At 49.5% G+C, this 16,431-nt stretch carries 18 protein-coding genes; all 18 read left to right on the top strand.

Annotated elements, in window-relative coordinates; genetic code table 11:
• Positions 1 to 39: 39 nt before the first annotated feature.
• The 18 genes from NNL35_RS19400 to NNL35_RS19315 all read left to right on the top strand — a co-directional run bounded on the left by NNL35_RS19400 (position 40) and on the right by NNL35_RS19315 (position 16,402).
• Positions 40 to 1,329 (top strand): amidohydrolase, encoded by a 1,290-nt coding sequence (locus NNL35_RS19400; protein WP_006679356.1) that lies wholly within the window; start codon positions 40 to 42, stop codon positions 1,327 to 1,329.
• A 257-nt stretch (positions 1,330 to 1,586) separates the two neighbouring features.
• Complete coding sequence (locus NNL35_RS19395; RefSeq protein ID WP_254553671.1) at positions 1,587 to 2,576, top strand: helix-turn-helix transcriptional regulator; 990 nt, start codon at positions 1,587 to 1,589, stop codon at positions 2,574 to 2,576.
• A 221-nt stretch (positions 2,577 to 2,797) separates the two neighbouring features.
• Positions 2,798 to 3,163 (top strand): hypothetical protein, encoded by a 366-nt coding sequence (locus tag NNL35_RS19390; protein WP_006679354.1) that lies wholly within the window; start codon positions 2,798 to 2,800, stop codon positions 3,161 to 3,163.
• Between the two features lie 187 nt (positions 3,164 to 3,350).
• Entirely contained in the window at positions 3,351 to 4,055 is a 705-nt protein-coding gene (thyX, locus tag NNL35_RS19385; RefSeq protein WP_006679353.1) for an FAD-dependent thymidylate synthase, read from the top strand.
• Between the two features lie 185 nt (positions 4,056 to 4,240).
• The gene (locus NNL35_RS19380) at positions 4,241 to 5,044 is read left to right on the top strand and encodes a DeoR/GlpR family DNA-binding transcription regulator (RefSeq protein WP_238535451.1); all 804 of its coding nucleotides are present in this window, start codon (positions 4,241 to 4,243) and stop codon (positions 5,042 to 5,044) included.
• On the top strand, positions 5,022 to 6,185 hold the full coding sequence (gene nagA / locus NNL35_RS19375; RefSeq protein ID WP_006679351.1) for an N-acetylglucosamine-6-phosphate deacetylase: 1,164 nt from the start codon (positions 5,022 to 5,024) through the stop codon (positions 6,183 to 6,185). The genes NNL35_RS19380 and nagA overlap by 23 nt, the downstream gene beginning before the upstream one ends.
• 24 nt (positions 6,186 to 6,209) lie before the next feature.
• The gene (locus NNL35_RS19370) at positions 6,210 to 6,560 is read left to right on the top strand and encodes a VOC family protein (protein WP_006679350.1); all 351 of its coding nucleotides are present in this window, start codon (positions 6,210 to 6,212) and stop codon (positions 6,558 to 6,560) included.
• A gap of 24 nt (positions 6,561 to 6,584) precedes the next feature.
• Positions 6,585 to 7,010 (top strand): NUDIX hydrolase, encoded by a 426-nt coding sequence (locus tag NNL35_RS19365; RefSeq protein WP_006679349.1) that lies wholly within the window; start codon positions 6,585 to 6,587, stop codon positions 7,008 to 7,010.
• A gap of 199 nt (positions 7,011 to 7,209) precedes the next feature.
• Positions 7,210 to 8,370: a glycosyltransferase family 2 protein gene (locus NNL35_RS19360; protein ID WP_006679348.1), complete on the top strand. Its 1,161-nt coding sequence runs from the start codon at positions 7,210 to 7,212 to the stop codon at positions 8,368 to 8,370.
• An 85-nt stretch (positions 8,371 to 8,455) separates the two neighbouring features.
• Positions 8,456 to 8,992, top strand: a complete 537-nt coding sequence (locus NNL35_RS19355; RefSeq protein WP_040734074.1) for a GNAT family N-acetyltransferase — start codon at positions 8,456 to 8,458, stop codon at positions 8,990 to 8,992.
• Positions 8,993 to 9,031: 39 nt separating this feature from the next.
• The gene (locus NNL35_RS19350; RefSeq protein WP_006679346.1) at positions 9,032 to 9,772 is read left to right on the top strand and encodes a hypothetical protein; all 741 of its coding nucleotides are present in this window, start codon (positions 9,032 to 9,034) and stop codon (positions 9,770 to 9,772) included.
• Between the two features lie 231 nt (positions 9,773 to 10,003).
• The gene (locus NNL35_RS19345; RefSeq protein ID WP_254553670.1) at positions 10,004 to 10,276 is read left to right on the top strand and encodes a hypothetical protein; all 273 of its coding nucleotides are present in this window, start codon (positions 10,004 to 10,006) and stop codon (positions 10,274 to 10,276) included.
• 346 nt (positions 10,277 to 10,622) lie between these two features.
• Entirely contained in the window at positions 10,623 to 12,197 is a 1,575-nt protein-coding gene (locus NNL35_RS19340) for a catalase (protein ID WP_040734413.1), read from the top strand.
• Positions 12,198 to 12,379: 182 nt separating this feature from the next.
• Positions 12,380 to 13,405 (top strand): ABC transporter substrate-binding protein, encoded by a 1,026-nt coding sequence (locus tag NNL35_RS19335; RefSeq protein WP_006679810.1) that lies wholly within the window; start codon positions 12,380 to 12,382, stop codon positions 13,403 to 13,405.
• Between the two features lie 151 nt (positions 13,406 to 13,556).
• Entirely contained in the window at positions 13,557 to 14,120 is a 564-nt protein-coding gene (locus NNL35_RS19330; RefSeq protein ID WP_006679809.1) for an NUDIX hydrolase, read from the top strand.
• 303 nt (positions 14,121 to 14,423) lie between these two features.
• Positions 14,424 to 14,927, top strand: a complete 504-nt coding sequence (locus NNL35_RS19325; RefSeq protein ID WP_006679808.1) for a MarR family transcriptional regulator — start codon at positions 14,424 to 14,426, stop codon at positions 14,925 to 14,927.
• A 19-nt stretch (positions 14,928 to 14,946) separates the two neighbouring features.
• Complete coding sequence (locus NNL35_RS19320) at positions 14,947 to 15,414, top strand: CBS domain-containing protein (protein WP_040734407.1); 468 nt, start codon at positions 14,947 to 14,949, stop codon at positions 15,412 to 15,414.
• A gap of 328 nt (positions 15,415 to 15,742) precedes the next feature.
• On the top strand, positions 15,743 to 16,402 hold the full coding sequence (locus NNL35_RS19315) for a VOC family protein (protein ID WP_006679806.1): 660 nt from the start codon (positions 15,743 to 15,745) through the stop codon (positions 16,400 to 16,402).
• The last annotated feature ends 29 nt before the right edge of the window (positions 16,403 to 16,431 follow it).

Here is a 16,431-nt window from a genome sequence, read left to right as displayed (position 1 = left end):
ATCCTCAAGTTATCTTGCATGTGGAGGAGGACTGTGCCGATGAATACGCTCATCAAAAATGTGATCATCGTGACGATGAAAGAGGGGGACACCCCGTTCCATGGTGATATCCATCTCGCAGGGGATACGATTCAACAAATCGGGCCTGCCCTGGATGTGGATGCCGACGAAGTGTGGGATGGCCAAGGAATGGCGGTAATGCCCGGCTTAATTAATGCGCACCAACACACTCCGATGAGCTTGCTGCGGGGCTTCTCGGATGACCTCAAGCTAATGGATTGGCTGGAACGCAAAATGCTGCCCGCCGAAGCGAACATGACGCCTGAAGATATTTATTGGGGCGCCAAGCTGTCGATGGCGGAAATGATCAAATCGGGCACGACCGCTTTTGCAGATATGTACATTCATATGGATGAAATCGCCGCTGCGGTGGACGAAGTGGGCATGCGGGCCTCTTTGTCCAGGGGAATGGTATTTCTGCAGGACGACGGGGGCCAGCGATTGACGGAAGCGCTTGGACTCATCGAGCGCTGGAACGGAAAAGCAGATGGCAGAATTACGACGATGCTTGCCCCTCATGCGCCATATACTTGTCCGCCCGAACCGCTGAAGCGCATCGTCAGGCTTGCCGAAGAGATGCGCCTTCCGATCCATATCCACCTGGCTGAGACGATAGAAGAAGTGATGTCCATCCGCGAAAAATATAACGAGACGCCCGCCGAATACTTATACAATATCGGCCTGTTCGACAAGGCTCATGTTCTCTTGGCGCATGGCGTGCATATGACGCGGGGAGACATCGGGCTGTTAAGAGGCATGCGCGGCGGCGTGGCGCATAATCCGGTCAGTAACTTGAAGCTGGGCTGCGGGATTGCGCCGGTCGCGGACATGATGAAGCAGAATATTGTGGTTGGCTTGGGAACTGACGGCGCCGGAAGCGCCGCCACGGTCGACATGTTCGAGGAGATCAAAGCGGCGGCCTGGCTGCAAAAGCTGGACTACGGCGATCCGACGATGCTGCCTGCCGGCCAGGCGCTGCGCATGGCTACCCGGGATAGCGCCAAGTTATTGAATATCGATCGCGAAGTAGGGACGCTCGAAGCCGGCAAGCGCGCCGACCTGATTCTCGTCGACATGAACAAGCCGCATTTGCAGCCCGTCCATCAGATCGAATCGTTGCTGGCCTATAGCGCCAACGGAGCGGATGTCGACACGACGATCGTGAATGGACAGGTGCTGATGAGGCATCGGCAATTGGCAACGATCGACGAAGATGAGATGCTGCGGCAGGCTGCCATCCGGGCCAAACGCATCGTAGCGGGAATATAAATTGTAAATAATCGCCTTCTATTCAGCAATTGCGACTGGGTAGCGGGCGATTTTTTTGTGCTCGGAAGGACGAAAAATTTGACAATGAGAATCATTATCAACTAAACTGAAGTTATATGACGAAGAGCATCATATTTTTCCTTAGGCAAAAAAATTGTGCATATGCAATATGTATTCGGTATATTTAAGTATAAGCTCATCAGGATGAGCTCCATTGTTGATTCGAGGAAGAGAGGGAAGCGTACTTGAAGCTGCAAATGAATACGCGAAATTTAGACTGTGTCTTTCAGCAGTTAAGCGATATATCACCGTCGACGGATCCGCAAGAACAATATCAGTACACTGTTCCTATTCTGGGCGGCACGGGCCGTGTGCAGCGGATTGTGCTGCGGCGTGGAATGGAAATCAATTGGTTCGAGGCGAGTCTGTCCGAACCGGTGACGATGGATGTCGGAATCCAGTATCCTCACCTGGAGATCACGTATACATTGTCTGGGCAGGGCTGCTGGAATACGGAGGGCCGGGCTTCAAGCTACGGCTTGGCGCCTGGCGTGTCCAATTTCATCTTCATCCAGGATTCGAAGGTACATGCGGAGCTGTATCCGCAGGAACGGTTATGGCATATGGAGCTCCGGCTAGATGTCCGCCAGTTCCGCGAACTGCATCCTGATGTGGCCCGGCTGACGGATGACTCCACGTACTGCAGACAGACGGCCGGTTCTCCCCACATTGCTCATATCGTGGAACAAATGGCGCAATGCCCTTATCAAGGAAGCCTCCGGAAGTTGTATCTGGAAGGGAAAGCGAATGAACTGCTGGTCCATCACCTGGACGGGGCGCAAAAGGAGGAACGGGTCCGAACGGAGCTATCCAAGCTGAACGCCGAGGATATCCGTTGTCTTCACGAAGCGCGAGAAATATTGACCCATTGCTGGAGGAAGCCTCCGAGCTTGCTTGAGCTTGCCAGATTGGCTGGCTTGAATGATTATAAGCTCAAGCTTGGCTTCAAGGAATTGTTCGGCACGACCGTATTCGGTTATGTGCGTGCGCTGCGAATGAATGAAGCGCGGAAAATTTTGGAGCAAGGAGAAGGCAATGTAAGCGAAGCGGCCCTCATGGTCGGCTACCATAATATAAGCCATTTCGCCGCTCTATTCCGCAAAACCTATGGCTATAATCCGAGCGAACTCGGGAAGGCGAACGCGGCCGCGCAAGCCCGTCATCGCCCTAAATCCGCCCAATGCTAGCGATATTCCGCTTCCAGCTGCGATGCGTTTGTGTAAGGAAGCTCGTTGTACGTGGTCACTTCTTTTATCCATATGAAGCGTGACATCGCTTTGCAGTTCAGCAAAAGGTGTACTATTACAAACGGGATGCCTTGAAGGACAATGAACGACTCGCAGATTGGGTGAAGTAAGGATCATCTTCGGGATATGAATATCTGAAATGTTACGTTGGGAGAATAGGGATGCAGCAAAACAAATTCTGGTTTTTTTGCGAAAGAGAACTGCATGACATTGCAAGAGAGCTTCAAATGGCACTGAACTTGCCTCGTTATGAGCGGGACTATGAGGATACGTGGGAGTGGTGTGAAAGTGATTCCGAAGAGCAAGATGAAACAGGACCTTATTTCAATATTTCGAGGGAACATAATTGGGAGCAAGGATTAAATGAATGCCCGATTATATTGATCATACAAAATATGAATCTGCCCATCGACGAGATTGGCAGCATCATTTCCAGAGAGTTCCGAGTCCAGGTCTATTATGGCCAGGTATCGTATGAACGGGATGGCAGCTATACATATATTGTAAGTAAAGAATGGAATAGATAAACCGCTACAAGGAGCAGCTGCATCACGCTAGCTCCTTTTTGATCCGGGCATTCAAATCATGAGTTGCTTTATCCTCTGCATGTCGACAGGATTTTCAACTGAGAACCGAGAATAAGCTATGGAGCGAAATTTGTTCCAGCGTTACTACTAAAATGTATAGAAAACAAGACAAAGGAGAGAAACCGGGATGACGATGAAGCAGGTGCTGGATAAAGGTTATGTGCGGTTAGTCGATCATATGGGATCCGATCTGACCGTGGTGAATGCGGCGAGGGTGTCCTACGCGAAAGAATCGAAGGAACTGAATGAAAAAGATCTTAGACTGATCCAATTTTTAGCCCGGGAAGGGCATACTTCGCCTTTCCGGCATGCCATCATGCAATACGAGATCTATGCGCCTCTTATGGTCGCCCGTCAATGGTGGAAATATGTTGTCGGGTCTGCTCATATGGAAGGCACTGGGGACAGTCTGGAAGCCTGGAACGAGTCAAGCCGAAGATACATCACCGAGGAGCCGGCATTCTATATCCCGGCCGAAGGAGAATGGAGAAGCCAGCCTGAAAATTCGAAACAGGGCAGCGGCGAACCATTATCGTGGGAGCTTGGGCAAAAATATACGGACGAGCTTATGAACTATGTCGAGCAGGGGATTGCCAAATATGAGCAAGCGCTTGAGGACGGCATTTGTGCCGAACAAGCCCGCTTATTTTTGCCCGCATACGGCATGTATGTCCGTTGGTACTGGACCGCGTCGCTGCAGTCCGTATGTCATTTTTTGAACCAGCGTCTGGAGCATGACGCACAGCAAGAGATCCAGGAGTACGCCAAAGCGATACTCGAACTAAGCAAGCCTCTGTTCAGCCATTCGATTGATGAGCTGCTTCATAAGTAAATGTGCATGATACGCTTTCAGGAAGCATGTTGCTTCGTGTATCGAATCAAACATGATAAAAGATGAAAGAACCTTTGCCCCTGCTGCAAAGGTTTTTTTATTGTTCTGCGCATCTAACTTTTATCCGAAGAACAATGATTGATAATTACTTATTAATTGCTTATAATTACTTACAAGGGGTGGTGGTGAATTTGTTTCAAGAGGAACGGCTGTTGAAAATCATGGACTATTTGCAACGGCATCGAACGATGAGTGTAAAAGAGATATGCAGCATGTTCGACGTATCCAGGGATACGGCCAGAAGAGATATCGTCCGCTTGATTCAGGAAGGTGCGGCCATTCGGACGCATGGAGGAATTGCCTTGCCAGAGCTGCGGAAGGAGCTTACTTCGTACCAGGAACGGAGGATTAGTCATCCGGACCATAAGAGAAGAATCGGTGAAGCGGCTGCCAAGCTCATTCATGATCATGAGACGATTATTCTCGACGTATCGACCACGGTCCAATGCGTGGCTGAACAGATGACGGCCAAGCATATTACGGCGGTGACGCACTCGATCGACAATGCCGGCGTGCTGTCGAACCGGGAGGATGTGCAGATTTACGTGCTTGGAGGGTATTTGAATGCAAAGCACCGCTTTTTGTACGGGCCATCCATCGTCGATAAGCTGAAAGACATTCGTTCGGACAAAGCGATTATCGGGGCTTCCGCCATAGGAAAAGATGGTCTTTACTATCCCTATGAAGAGGATGTCCGGGTCAAGCAGGAAATGGCACGCAGATCGGATCAGGTCATTGTTGTCGCCGATTTCACCAAGTTTAGCGAAAATTCATTATTCAGGCTCGATTTTGCGTATGTGGATGTGTTGATAACCGATCAAGCCATTCCGGAAGAGTTCCAAGACGTATTCGAGCGGCACGAGATTGCCGTTATTCAAGCCAATAAAGCCGAAGGGGGAAATTCCGATGAGTCGCAAGATCATCTATAATGTGCAAGCCGTGTGCCAAGATAAGGTGGTTAGCCAGGCTATTGTCTGGATTCGTGACGGTTATATTGAAAAGATTGAAGCCGACTCCGTGCCCTCGGGTCAAGTGCCGGATGGCGAGTTGATCGACGGCCAAGGCATGCTGCTCATTCCCGGAATGATCGATGTTCATATTCACGGCGCGAACGGTTACGATATGATGGACGGCACGGAAGAGAGCATTCAGCAGGTATCGCGGGCATGCGCGGCTAGCGGATGCACCTCGTTTTTGGCGACGTCGGTGAGCTCGACGATAGAAGACTTGCTGGGGATGATTCGAAGCGTCAAGCGGGTCATCGGCAGCGAAGAGGGAGCCGCTATTGCGGGCATCCATTTGGAAGGGCCGTATTTGAACCGGAAGCGCAAAGGGATGCAGAACGAGAAGTACCTCCGGCATCCCGATATGGATGAAATGCAAAGGATCTGCCAGGAAGCCGGCGATCTGATTAAAATGGTGACGATTGCGCCCGAATTGCCAGGCGGAATGGAACTCATCGCCTATTTGCAGGAGCAAGGGGCCGTTGTTGCGGTAGCGCATTCCGATGCGACCTATGAGGAGGCGAAGCAGGCCTTTGCCGAGGGAGCGAGTCATGTCACGCACTGCTTCAACGGTATGCGGCCGATTCATCATCGGGATCCCGGACTTGTGGTCGCCGCGTTCGAAGAAGAGCATGTCAGTCTCCAGGCGATTGTGGATAACGTTCATTTGCATCCCGCGATCGTTCGCATGATGCATCGATTGAAGGGGCCGCACCGAATGGTGCTGATTACCGATGCCCTGCAGGCGATGGGGCTGGGTGACGGGACTTATAACTTCGGAGGCCATCAGGTCGAGGTCAGCGGCGGGATCGCCCGCTTGAAGGACGGAACGCTGGCATCAAGCACCATCACAATGAATAAAGCATTGCAGTTGACGGTCGAGCTCGGAATCCCGTTAACCGATGCGGTGCAGATGGCTGCAACGACTCCTGCCGATATTCTCGGGAATCATCATACAGGCCGAATCGCCCCCGGTTGTCAGGCCGATCTCGTCCTCCTCGACGATAACTTCGATGTGCAATGGACGATGATCAAGGGAGAAAGGATAGATGTGGCAAATGGTTGAATATAATTCAAGGGAGAACCGGGAATGAAAGTAAGACGAATTGTCGCCAATATTGGCGCGCAGGATATCGCGGAAGCGGAACGCTTCTACCGTGACGTGCTTGGGCTCGATGTATTGATGGATCATGGCTGGATTGTTACCTACGGATCGGGAGAGAAGATGAGCGTTCAGCTCAGTGTTGCCGCGGAGGGAGGCTCGAAGACGCCTGTGCCGGATCTGTCGATCGAAGTTGACGATGTTGATGCCGCGCTGGAGCGAATGAGGAACGCCGGGTTCCCGATTGAATACGGGCCGGCTGATGAGCCGTGGGGCGTTCGGCGTTTCTATGTCCGCGACCCATTCGGCAAGCTCGTCAATATCGTTGCTCATATCTAGCCCAACGAAGGGAAGAGGGGAAGTATGAAGAGATACACTCACCTTGGCGTGTATGGGGTCATTATCAAGAACAATGAACTGCTTCTCATTCAAAAAGCAAGAGGCCCGCATACCGGAAAATGGGATCTTCCCGGCGGAACCATTGAGTTCGGAGAGAAGCCGTATGAAGCTCTCCAAAGAGAAATAGAAGAGGAGACCGGCATGACCGGTATCGCAGGAAAGATTAGATCAGCGATCTCATATACGCTTATTTACCCATATACCGCAAATCAATTGGAAGAGCTTCATCATATCGGCATCATCTATGATGTAGAATTGCTTGATAACCGCTATGAATTAAGAACGAGCGGACAGGATTCGTTAGGAGCCCGCTGGATCGCCCTAGATGAATTACCGGAACTTGATGTCACGCCATTTGTGGCGGAGCTGTTCCCTATGGATAAATCGTAGTCCCCTTGAAATGAAACAAACACAGGAAAAACCCTCTCGATGGTTGGCGCCACGGGTGGGTTTTTTGATTTGACTCCCTTAACGATAATTATTTGCTGTCAACGGGTGTTGGTCTAAGCTTGGCATCTGAGCAATGAATACAATAACATAGGCCTTACAGGCCCATCCCTATTCAGCGGCAGAAAGGGGCAGTTCATTCATGGCTATTCGATACAGCGTCATTATCCCGACTTTCAATCGAGCCGAACAGTTGCTGCTTACGCTTGTTGCATTAGATAGAGTAACATATCCGAAGGAGCAATACGAAATCATTGTCGTGGATGACGGTTCTACCGATGGAACCCGAAAACTTGTCGAAGGCTTCCACACAACAAGCCCGCTTACCTATTTATCGAATGAGGTGCAAAGAGGAAGGTCTGTCACCAGAAATTTGGGACTGCGGCATGCAAGAGGGTTATATGTGGTCTTTTGTGATGCTGATTTTGTTGTTGTCCCTGAATTTTTTCGAATCCTGGATGATAGCCATCGCATGTTTCCAAGGAGCGTGTTATCTGCATTTCCTTATTCCTGGGACGACGTCTATACCCATGTCCACCCGGATTTCTCCCCCGAGGAAAAGCAGATGTGCCGGGATGTACTCACGCAAGCCGGCTTATGGAAGGATGAATACGAAACGATCGATCACATCGTTCCGCTCATTACTCCGGATGATCTGGTCAATCAGAGGGAGCGGCTGTCGCAGCTTATCCTTCCCGATAAAAAAGCTCCCGGTGTTAAGGAGCAATTCGCCAAGACGGATGTGGCGCCTTGGCTTCAATTGATTACTCGTTGTGTTTCCATTAAGCGAAGTTATGTGACAAGGATTGGTGGCTTCAACGAACGATTTTTCAAATATGGGCTGGAAGACTGGGAGCTTGGATATCGACTGCATCGCAAAAAAATTCGTTTCCGCTGCATCAGGCAGCTTCTCGGGTATCATCAGATGCATCCGAATCTTTATCGAGGAGAAGTCGGGAATATTGATAACTTGAGAATCATGTTCCGATCGAATGGATGCAAGGATCCCGAATTGAACTTATTCGCTCTTATGCCGGCATGGGAGGATGTGGTAACATATAAACATGCGCTGCGAGTGCTGCGCCGGGGAATGAGGTCAAAGGCCGAACGCCCCATTGCTCTGTTGATGAAACGTACGCTGCGAATTGCAGCCGTACAAATGGTACAAAGAAAAGGGCCAGAAGCATTCAAAAGGTCGCTGCGGCCGATTCGCAATAGATTAAGAGCATCGAAGAAAAAAGGACAGACAGCTCAATTGTTGCGGACCCTGTTAGATAAGTGCGACAGTTTGGCTAATGGATAGGCGAAGGAGTACGATGCGCAGATTCAGGCGATGCCCGTTCGCAATTTGAGATATTCTAGTTGAGGTGAATCATTTGGATAATAAGATGTTGATAATACAGCACCAGCTATTGGATGACTATACGATTCAACGGGCAGAGCTGAATCACCATGATATATTGCTCGAACTGTTTCTTGAAGCCGCGACTTGGCTCCGCAGCAATGGCATCCGGCAATGGGGACATTTTCTGGACGGATACGGGCGGGATGATGTCATGACTAGCATTCAAGGCGGATCGGCATTCGTCATCAAGAAGGAAGGCATTGTGATCGGAACCGTAACCATTCTTTTGGAGCCGGAAGCTTGGGATCGGCATATTTGGCAAGGCGAGCGTCTGGATGACTCCATTTTTATCCATAGATTGGCCTTGTGCCGATCCCATTCGGGCCAAGGGTTGGGCAAGGCGATTTTAAGCTGGATCGAACGAGGATTACAATTTCCGGAACATAAGAAATACATAAAGCTGGATTGTGTAGGCGACAATGGGAAGCTCAATGATTACTACATAGCGAACGGCTTTCAGTATGCAGGAAGCACGGATGGACACAGCAAGTATCAAAAGGAACTGCATGGCAAGCATTGATATTGGTGGAGGCAGACGCTTTCCAAATGGAGGATGAACATGGCAAACCATATGACATCAATCGGATTTCCAGTGAAATCGCGTGAAGACTTTGAGCAGATAGCTGGCGTTGCGATAGAGCACGGAACGCTGCTGGAGGCAGACCAAGGCCAATATATATACTTTGAAGCAGGCAACGGAATTGAACTGTGGCTGCAGGTTAATCAAGAAAATGAGATCATCGGGTTGAACCCGCACTTTGCCGGTACATCAAGACTGGAGGTCGGGCTTACGGCGATAATCGATCGGGAGACCGATTCTGTGCTGGACGGCGCATGTCATGCCTGGATGGAACCAGACGAATCTCTTGAATCTGGCACCTGCCCGTTTGTGTTCGACATGCCGAACCTTGGACTTTTTGGCCAGGTCGAAGTTCCGCAACGGATAAGCATCCAGTTGACTGCTTTTTCCCATGAGGTCAATGTATATGATAATGAAGAAGAATATAGTCAATCCCAAGAAGGGGAAGTGAAATTCGCAGCTGAATCATTTATCCCTTCCGGCTTGTTCGGAAATTCGAATGAACCTGCATCAACCGCAATATTTACGGGAAGAGTCGTTGAGGCGTCGCTCATTCAAAATGAATACACCGGAAGCTCCTTCTCCTGGTGCAAAGCAAAAACACTCGGCGGAGAAATCGATGTCGTTACCGATCTGGAACTGCTTGATAAGGATATTGCCGTGGGAAGCATTATATCCGGCACCTTCTGGCTTAGCGCAAAGTTTGTGGACGAGCCATGATGTATTAACGTTATTCAAATAAAAGTTCTATATATCTATAAAATTCATTAGCTATTAACAGTTCAAAAGTGTATAATGCATATTATAAATGCTATAAAGTCCGATCAGGAAAGGAGATGCTCACATTTGGAGGAGATCAAACCAATACTTGTTGCAATCCTGGACCGGCTGGAGACGGAATCCGCGAGGAACGAAGCCTTCCGAATGGAAATGTATAAGTTTCAAGGCGAAATGACGCAATTCAAAGACGAGATCATGCAGTTCAAAGGCGAGATGCTGGAATTCAAGGACGAGATGTCGCAGTTCAAAGGCGAGATGCTGGAATTCAAGGACGAGATGTCGCAGTTCAAGGGCGAGATGCTAGAATTCAAGGACGAGATGTCGCAATTTCAAGGCGAGGTTCGCGAGAATTTCCAAGACTTGCAGCTGCAACTCGACTACATCGCGGGAAAGCTGGGCGAGCATGATCGGGACTTGCATGTTCTCAAATGTGAACTAGTTTGAGAGGGGCGAGAGCCCTTTTTTTTATGAATTGTATTGAACACTGTAATATCGGCCTCCATTGACATTCCCCCCCCTGTAAACCCATCGCGATGATTGCATCGCGCCGAATCCGACCGCCACGCCGGGTGTATACGAGTCGGCAAGTTGCAAGCTTCCGGAAACTTGTCCGAATTCTCCCCTGCCTGAATAATCCATTGCGGAATTTCATAATAATAGAATATAAGCCTGCAATTATTAAGCTCGATGAAGGAGAACGAAGATGGATAATAAAAACATGAACATCGGTGGGAAAGGCGACGCGAAGGAGCACGGCACTTCCGTAAGGGGCTCCGGGGATGCGCTCGATATGCGCATGGCGGACGGAGAGGATGCTTCCACGCTGACGACCCGTCAAGGGCACCCCGTTCGCAATAACCAGAATATCCGGACGGTAGGGAACCGGGGACCGGCTACGCTGGAAAATTACCAATTCATCGAAAAAATTACGCACTTTGATCGCGAGCGCATTCCAGAGCGGGTCGTGCATGCTCGCGGCGCAGGAGCACATGGATATTTTGAAGCTTACGGAAAAGTCGGAGAGGAGCCTATCTCCAAATATACGCGTGCGAAACTGTTTCAAGAGGCAGGTAAAAAAACGCCTGTGTTTGTACGCTTCTCTACGGTCATTCATGGCGGACATTCCCCGGAGACGCTTCGCGATCCGAGAGGCTTCGCCGTCAAATTTTATACGGAGGACGGGAACTGGGATCTCGTCGGCAACAATCTGAAAATCTTTTTTATTCGCGATGCGATCAAATTCCCGGATATGATTCACGCCTTCAAGCCGGATCCGGTGACGAACATTCAAGACGGTGAACGCTTCTTCGATTTCTGCTGCAATTCGCCGGAGACGCTTCACATGGTCACGTTCGTATACTCCCCGTGGGGAATTCCGGCCAACTATCGTCAAATGCAAGGGTCCGGCGTAAATACTTACAAATGGATTAACAAAGACGGAGACGCCGTTCTCATCAAATATCATTGGGAACCGAAGCAGGGAATCAAAAACTTGACACAGGCGGAAGCCGAGGCGATTCAGGCCAAAAACTTCAACCACGCCACACAGGATCTCTATGAGGCGATTGAACGCGGTGACTATCCGGAGTGGGAGCTGTTCGTGCAAATATTGAGCGACGATGATCATCCCGAACTGGATTTCGACCCGTTGGATGATACGAAAATATGGCCGAAGGAAGACATTCCGTGGCTGCCGGTCGGGCGGATGGTGTTGAATAAAAACCCGCAGAACTATTTTGCCGAGGTGGAGCAGGCCGCCTTTGGAACCGGGGTGCTCGTCGACGGGATGGATTTCTCGGATGACAAAATGCTGCAGGGACGGACACTTTCTTATTCCGATACGCAGCGTTACCGCATTGGCGCGAACTACTTGCAGCTTCCGATCAATGCGCCGAAGAAGCGGGTGGCTACCAATCAGCGCGACGGTCAAATGGCCTATTATGTGGATGTCGCACCAGGCCAAAATCCGCATATCAACTATGAGCCGTCTTCGTTGAACGGCTTGAAGGAAGCGCCCAGAACGAACAAGGAGTACACGCCGCATGTCGAAGGGAAGCTGATGCGGGCCAGCATTGACCGTACGAATGATTTCAAGCAAGCAGGCGAGACGTACCGGGCATTTGATGAGTTCGAGCGCAATGATCTCATCTTGAATCTGGTCAATACCTTGAAGACCTGCAATACTCATATTCAGGAGCGAATGATCGAGCTGTTCACGAAATGTGATGAGGACTATGGGCGCCGCGTTGCGGAAGGATTGCGGAACAGCGCGAGTTCATCCGATCATGGCCCGATCGGCTCCACGCATACGGGTGAAGCGGTCAAGGAAGCTGAACGCAAAGGACATGAGACGGATTCGTATTAACTGATTTGAATAGGAGAAGCCAGAAGCCGCTCAGGCAGAGCGGCTTTTTCCCTTTTGTACAAATGATAACAGCCGTTTCGATTTTATCCATTGTAATCCTGGATGATATTCAGTACTCTCAATAACAGATAATGAGAATCATTATCACAAAACATAGATCTTGGCATGTATCGGAGGGAACAATGTTGATGAAGTGGGGAAGGAAAACTGTGGCGGCGACGGCCTTAGCGGCTGTCATGAGCATGATGCTGCTGGGGTGCGCGAACGGCAATCAAAATGCAGGCCCGGCTGCAGCGGGACCGGATAAAGCGGCGGCGGCCGATGTGGCGAATTCGAATCAGACCGGAAGCAAGGAAGAGGGAACGGAACAGGCTTCGCCTCGAACCTATACGGATTACAAGGGACACACCATTGAATTGCCGGCATCCATGGATAACATCATTTTTGCAGGGGAGACGACGGGGGATTTGATTGAGCTCGGAATTCCGATGGCCGGCATTTTCGGAGATCATCTGGAAGGACGAAGATATGAGAAGGAAGCCTCCCAGATTGAGAATATTGGATTTCCGATCAATTTGGAAAAGGTCGCCTCCTTGAACCCCGATCTCATTATTATCGGCAGTGTGGATGAGAAAGAGTATGAGCAGTTAAGCAAAATCGCTCCGACGATCATGTTCGACACCTTCGCCTCGTTGGACGAACGGATGAAGGAGATCGGCATCATTTTCAACAAAGAGAAGGAAGTGGAGGATTGGCTTCAAGCGTATCATGACAAGGCTGCGAAGATGTGGGAGAACCTCCATGCCACGGTGCTGAAGCCAGGGGAGACGGCATCGGTCTTCACGTATTATCCCGGCGACCGTCTGTTCGTGATGGCGCGGGCCGGTCTTCCGCAGTTATTGTACGGTCCGGGGGGGTTGAAGCCGACGCCTCCGATTCAGGAGATTCTGGATGCGAGTGAGGGCTTCAGGTTGATTTCCCCCGAATCGCTTGGCGAGTTCGCGGGCGACCGCATCTTTATCCTCGATCCGGTTGACGATGAGGCCAAGCGGTCGACTGATGCGCTTCTGGAGAGTCCGATCTGGAAGGGGCTGCCTGCGGTTAAGAACGGACATGTGTACCGTCTGTACATTCAGGAGTCGGACTCGGATGCCTTCACCCGCTTATGGCTGCTGGACAAGCTGCCGGAAATGCTGGGAAACAACTGATTTTGTATGATGCACACTTCACTGAGAGGCAAGCTTTCAATTTTCGGATTGATGGCTTGCTTTTGTTTCATTTCTATTGAGCACCGGCTCATCGTAGGGGATAATAGAATAATAGGCTGCAGCCAAGTCAAGAACAGAGCGAGGAGACGGAATGCTGAAATACACATTATGCTTAATCAAGCAAGGCAGCAAAATATTGCTGTTAAATCGAGAGAAGCCGGCATGGATGGGCTGTTGGAACGGAGTCGGAGGGAAGATCGAGAAGAATGAACAACCAAGAGCTTCCATGCTGCGGGAAATCAGGGAAGAAACAGGGATTGAAGCTCTTGATCTTACTTTTAAGGGCTTAATTACATGGACTACCGGGGAGAGAAGAGATTTTGGCGGGCTCTATCTATATGCAGCCGCTATTCCGGAAGAGCAACGTTACCCGACACCCGTAAAGACAGCGGAAGGGATATTGGATTGGAAAGAGCTCCGATGGATCATGCATCCCGACAACGCCGGGGTTGCCTCCAATATTCGGAGTTGTCTTGAGCAGGTGCTGCATGATGAGCAATGCTATAATCACCATTGTATTTTTGTAGGGGATTCGTTGATCGAGCAAATAACGACACCGATCGATCTGAACATCGAATACGATGAAGCGGCAAGGATGGAGTACATCATGAAGTATATGAGCAGCATCTCTGAAGCAGCTGCGGCGATAAGTTAAAATATAGCGGAAATTCAAATGGCGTTGATTGTTGATCGAACTGAGAACAGGGCCCTCTTATTTTCTCCCGGGAAAAATAGAGGGCTTTTTTTATTTATGATATTGATAATCATTATCAACTAAGTTATAATAATTTTGTTTGCTGTGTAAAGGATGCAGGTGTGCTGTTTATTTGAATGCATGCAGTGCTGCGCCCATTTTTTTGTCCAAGTATTTTGACTGCAGCCCGTATTGTTACCTCAGTAAATAAAATGAATTCGTCATTGATACAGCGGGATATATAGAAAGGGGGCACTTGCAGAAATGGAGCATTCCGATCCATTAAAAAAACAAATATATGATCTTCGCTGGAAAATGATGCACTTGATCGAGCAAGAAGAGACCTGGGAAATCGCAACATTTCGCAAGAAAGCATTAGAAGAGGGACTAAGTGAAGGGGCATACAACTTCACCATTATTCACGTCATCGACTGCATCGGCCGTTATGAGCCAATCAATACGACATCGATCGCAGAGAAGATGGAGCTGTCGAAGGCCAGCATTACGAAGATGACGTCGAAGCTGTTCGATGAAGGATTCGTCAAGCGCACGCAGCTTAATGACAACAAAAAAGAAGTATATTTTCGCCTGACTCCCAAAGGCCGCAAACTCTTCGACCTGCACGAGCATTTGCACCAGGTGGAGGAGAATCGCTTTCTCCAGTTTCTTGATCGATATACGGCGGAACAGTTGGATTGCATCAAGCAGTTCTCGCGAGACCTGGTTGAGTATTACGAACAGAAACTGACAGAAGGTGTAGATGGATAGAAGGGAGCAGGAGCTGGCTATGTTAGCTTCCGACATTATGGTTCGGCGGGTCATCAAGGTGAAGGAAACCGATACGGTCGAAACCGCAATCGAGCGATTTGCTGCTTATCGGGTTAGCGCGCTGCCCGTTGTTAACGAGCGTAACGAGATTTCCGGGTTAATCAGCCAACGCGACGTGATGCAGTATATTCGAAATTTTGATATTAAGTTTTGGATATTCCAAACGTATATGCCTCTGCCCGTATATATCGATGAGGAAGCCATCGGTTCGAAATGGCAGCGCCTGGCCGGCCGCAATGTCATGGAAATTGCCGCGCGCGATGTGACAACGGTCCCAGTTGACTCTAACATTGAAGAGGTGGCCACGTTATTTTGCAATAGAAGAGTCCAAAAAGTCATCGTGGAAAGGAACGGGGTACTGGCGGGGATGATCAGCCGTGGCGACATTATTCGGTATTTAGCGGAATGTGCCTCTGCGGCTCACTGAAAGATGAGGTCCCGGTCTGTGAGTCAATGATTGCAGCGAATATCTCGATTGAGCAAGGTGAGGAACGATATAGGTTCTTGTCTTGCTCTTTTTGTTGCTATTTTAAGTTTAATTCATTTGTTATCATATAATCAGATACAATGATTGTAATTACAGGAGATTAAGAAAACGAGAAGAATTCACGGAGCGCGGCATGATGACGCCCAGTCCGCATTCTAAAATAATTGGGTTCGTGAATCAATGAATGTTAATTGACTTGGCCGCCAACACGAACGCGAGGTCGAGGAATAGGACGGAATAAGCCATTGATTAGGAGGAGGGAAAGGGAATGATTGTGGAGCGCGCCATTTTATTGACGGGCAATCCGTTGGAAACGAAATCGTTCTATCGCGATGTGCTGGAGCTTGAACTTGTCGAGGACCGGGACGATTCCTTTACCGTACAGGCGGGGGATACCCAGGTAACGTTTCAGACGACAACGGCGTTTGCCCGCCCTTTTTATCATTTTGCCATGAACATTCCAGAAAATAAATTCCGTGAAGCCAAAAGCTGGCTTCAAGCCCGAGTGACTTTAATCGAAGAAGACGGGGAGGATGAAGTATTTTTTACCTCCTGGAATGCCCACTCCGTCTATTTTGAAGATCCTTCCGGCAACATCGTCGAATTCATCGCCCGGCATAATTTATCCAACGCAATCTCGCATCCGTTCGGCAGTCGTGATATCAATGGCGTCAGTGAAATCGGAGTTGTTGCCAATGAGGTGATTCCTTTAGTCAGGGCCCTGAATGAAATGGGCGTGCCGAACTGGAGACCGGATAATGAAGGCCTTACTCCGGTTGGAGATGAGCACGGGCTGTTCATTGTCGTCAAGACAGGCCGAGAATGGTATTTCTCGAATCAAAAGCAAGCGGAATGCTATCCGGTGAAAGTGTTCGTAAGCGGGATCGGATGGATAACGTTCGCAGATGCTTCGAAGATTGTTTTTTAGCAAGTGGAGTACGGAATTGTGGAGGAAAC

Origin of the sequence: Paenibacillus dendritiformis, assembly GCF_945605565.1 — a bacterium.
GTDB classification, from domain to species: domain Bacteria; phylum Bacillota; class Bacilli; order Paenibacillales; family Paenibacillaceae; genus Paenibacillus_B; species Paenibacillus_B dendritiformis_A.
This window is presented reverse-complemented; position numbering and strand designations above follow the sequence as displayed.

Bases quoted from the DNA above. Each gene is read 5' to 3' on its own strand.
- NNL35_RS19325 (WP_006679808.1), top strand. From the start codon at position 14,424: ATGGAGCATTCCGATCCATTAAAAAAACAAATATATGATCTTCGCTGG.
- NNL35_RS19360 (WP_006679348.1), top strand. From the start codon at position 7,210: ATGGCTATTCGATACAGCGTCATTATCCCGACTTTCAATCGAGCCGAA.
- thyX (WP_006679353.1), top strand. From the start codon at position 3,351: ATGACGATGAAGCAGGTGCTGGATAAAGGTTATGTGCGGTTAGTCGAT.
- NNL35_RS19315 (WP_006679806.1), top strand. From the start codon at position 15,743: ATGATTGTGGAGCGCGCCATTTTATTGACGGGCAATCCGTTGGAAACG.
- NNL35_RS19400 (WP_006679356.1), top strand. From the start codon at position 40: ATGAATACGCTCATCAAAAATGTGATCATCGTGACGATGAAAGAGGGG.
- NNL35_RS19395 (WP_254553671.1), top strand. From the start codon at position 1,587: ATGAATACGCGAAATTTAGACTGTGTCTTTCAGCAGTTAAGCGATATA.
- NNL35_RS19370 (WP_006679350.1), top strand. From the start codon at position 6,210: ATGAAAGTAAGACGAATTGTCGCCAATATTGGCGCGCAGGATATCGCG.
- NNL35_RS19350 (WP_006679346.1), top strand. From the start codon at position 9,032: ATGGCAAACCATATGACATCAATCGGATTTCCAGTGAAATCGCGTGAA.
- NNL35_RS19320 (WP_040734407.1), top strand. From the start codon at position 14,947: ATGTTAGCTTCCGACATTATGGTTCGGCGGGTCATCAAGGTGAAGGAA.
- NNL35_RS19345 (WP_254553670.1), top strand. From the start codon at position 10,004: ATGACGCAATTCAAAGACGAGATCATGCAGTTCAAAGGCGAGATGCTG.
- NNL35_RS19330 (WP_006679809.1), top strand. From the start codon at position 13,557: ATGCTGAAATACACATTATGCTTAATCAAGCAAGGCAGCAAAATATTG.
- NNL35_RS19335 (WP_006679810.1), top strand. From the start codon at position 12,380: ATGTTGATGAAGTGGGGAAGGAAAACTGTGGCGGCGACGGCCTTAGCG.
- NNL35_RS19340 (WP_040734413.1), top strand. From the start codon at position 10,623: ATGCGCATGGCGGACGGAGAGGATGCTTCCACGCTGACGACCCGTCAA.
- NNL35_RS19365 (WP_006679349.1), top strand. From the start codon at position 6,585: ATGAAGAGATACACTCACCTTGGCGTGTATGGGGTCATTATCAAGAAC.
- nagA (WP_006679351.1), top strand. From the start codon at position 5,022: ATGAGTCGCAAGATCATCTATAATGTGCAAGCCGTGTGCCAAGATAAG.
- NNL35_RS19390 (WP_006679354.1), top strand. From the start codon at position 2,798: ATGCAGCAAAACAAATTCTGGTTTTTTTGCGAAAGAGAACTGCATGAC.
- NNL35_RS19355 (WP_040734074.1), top strand. From the start codon at position 8,456: ATGTTGATAATACAGCACCAGCTATTGGATGACTATACGATTCAACGG.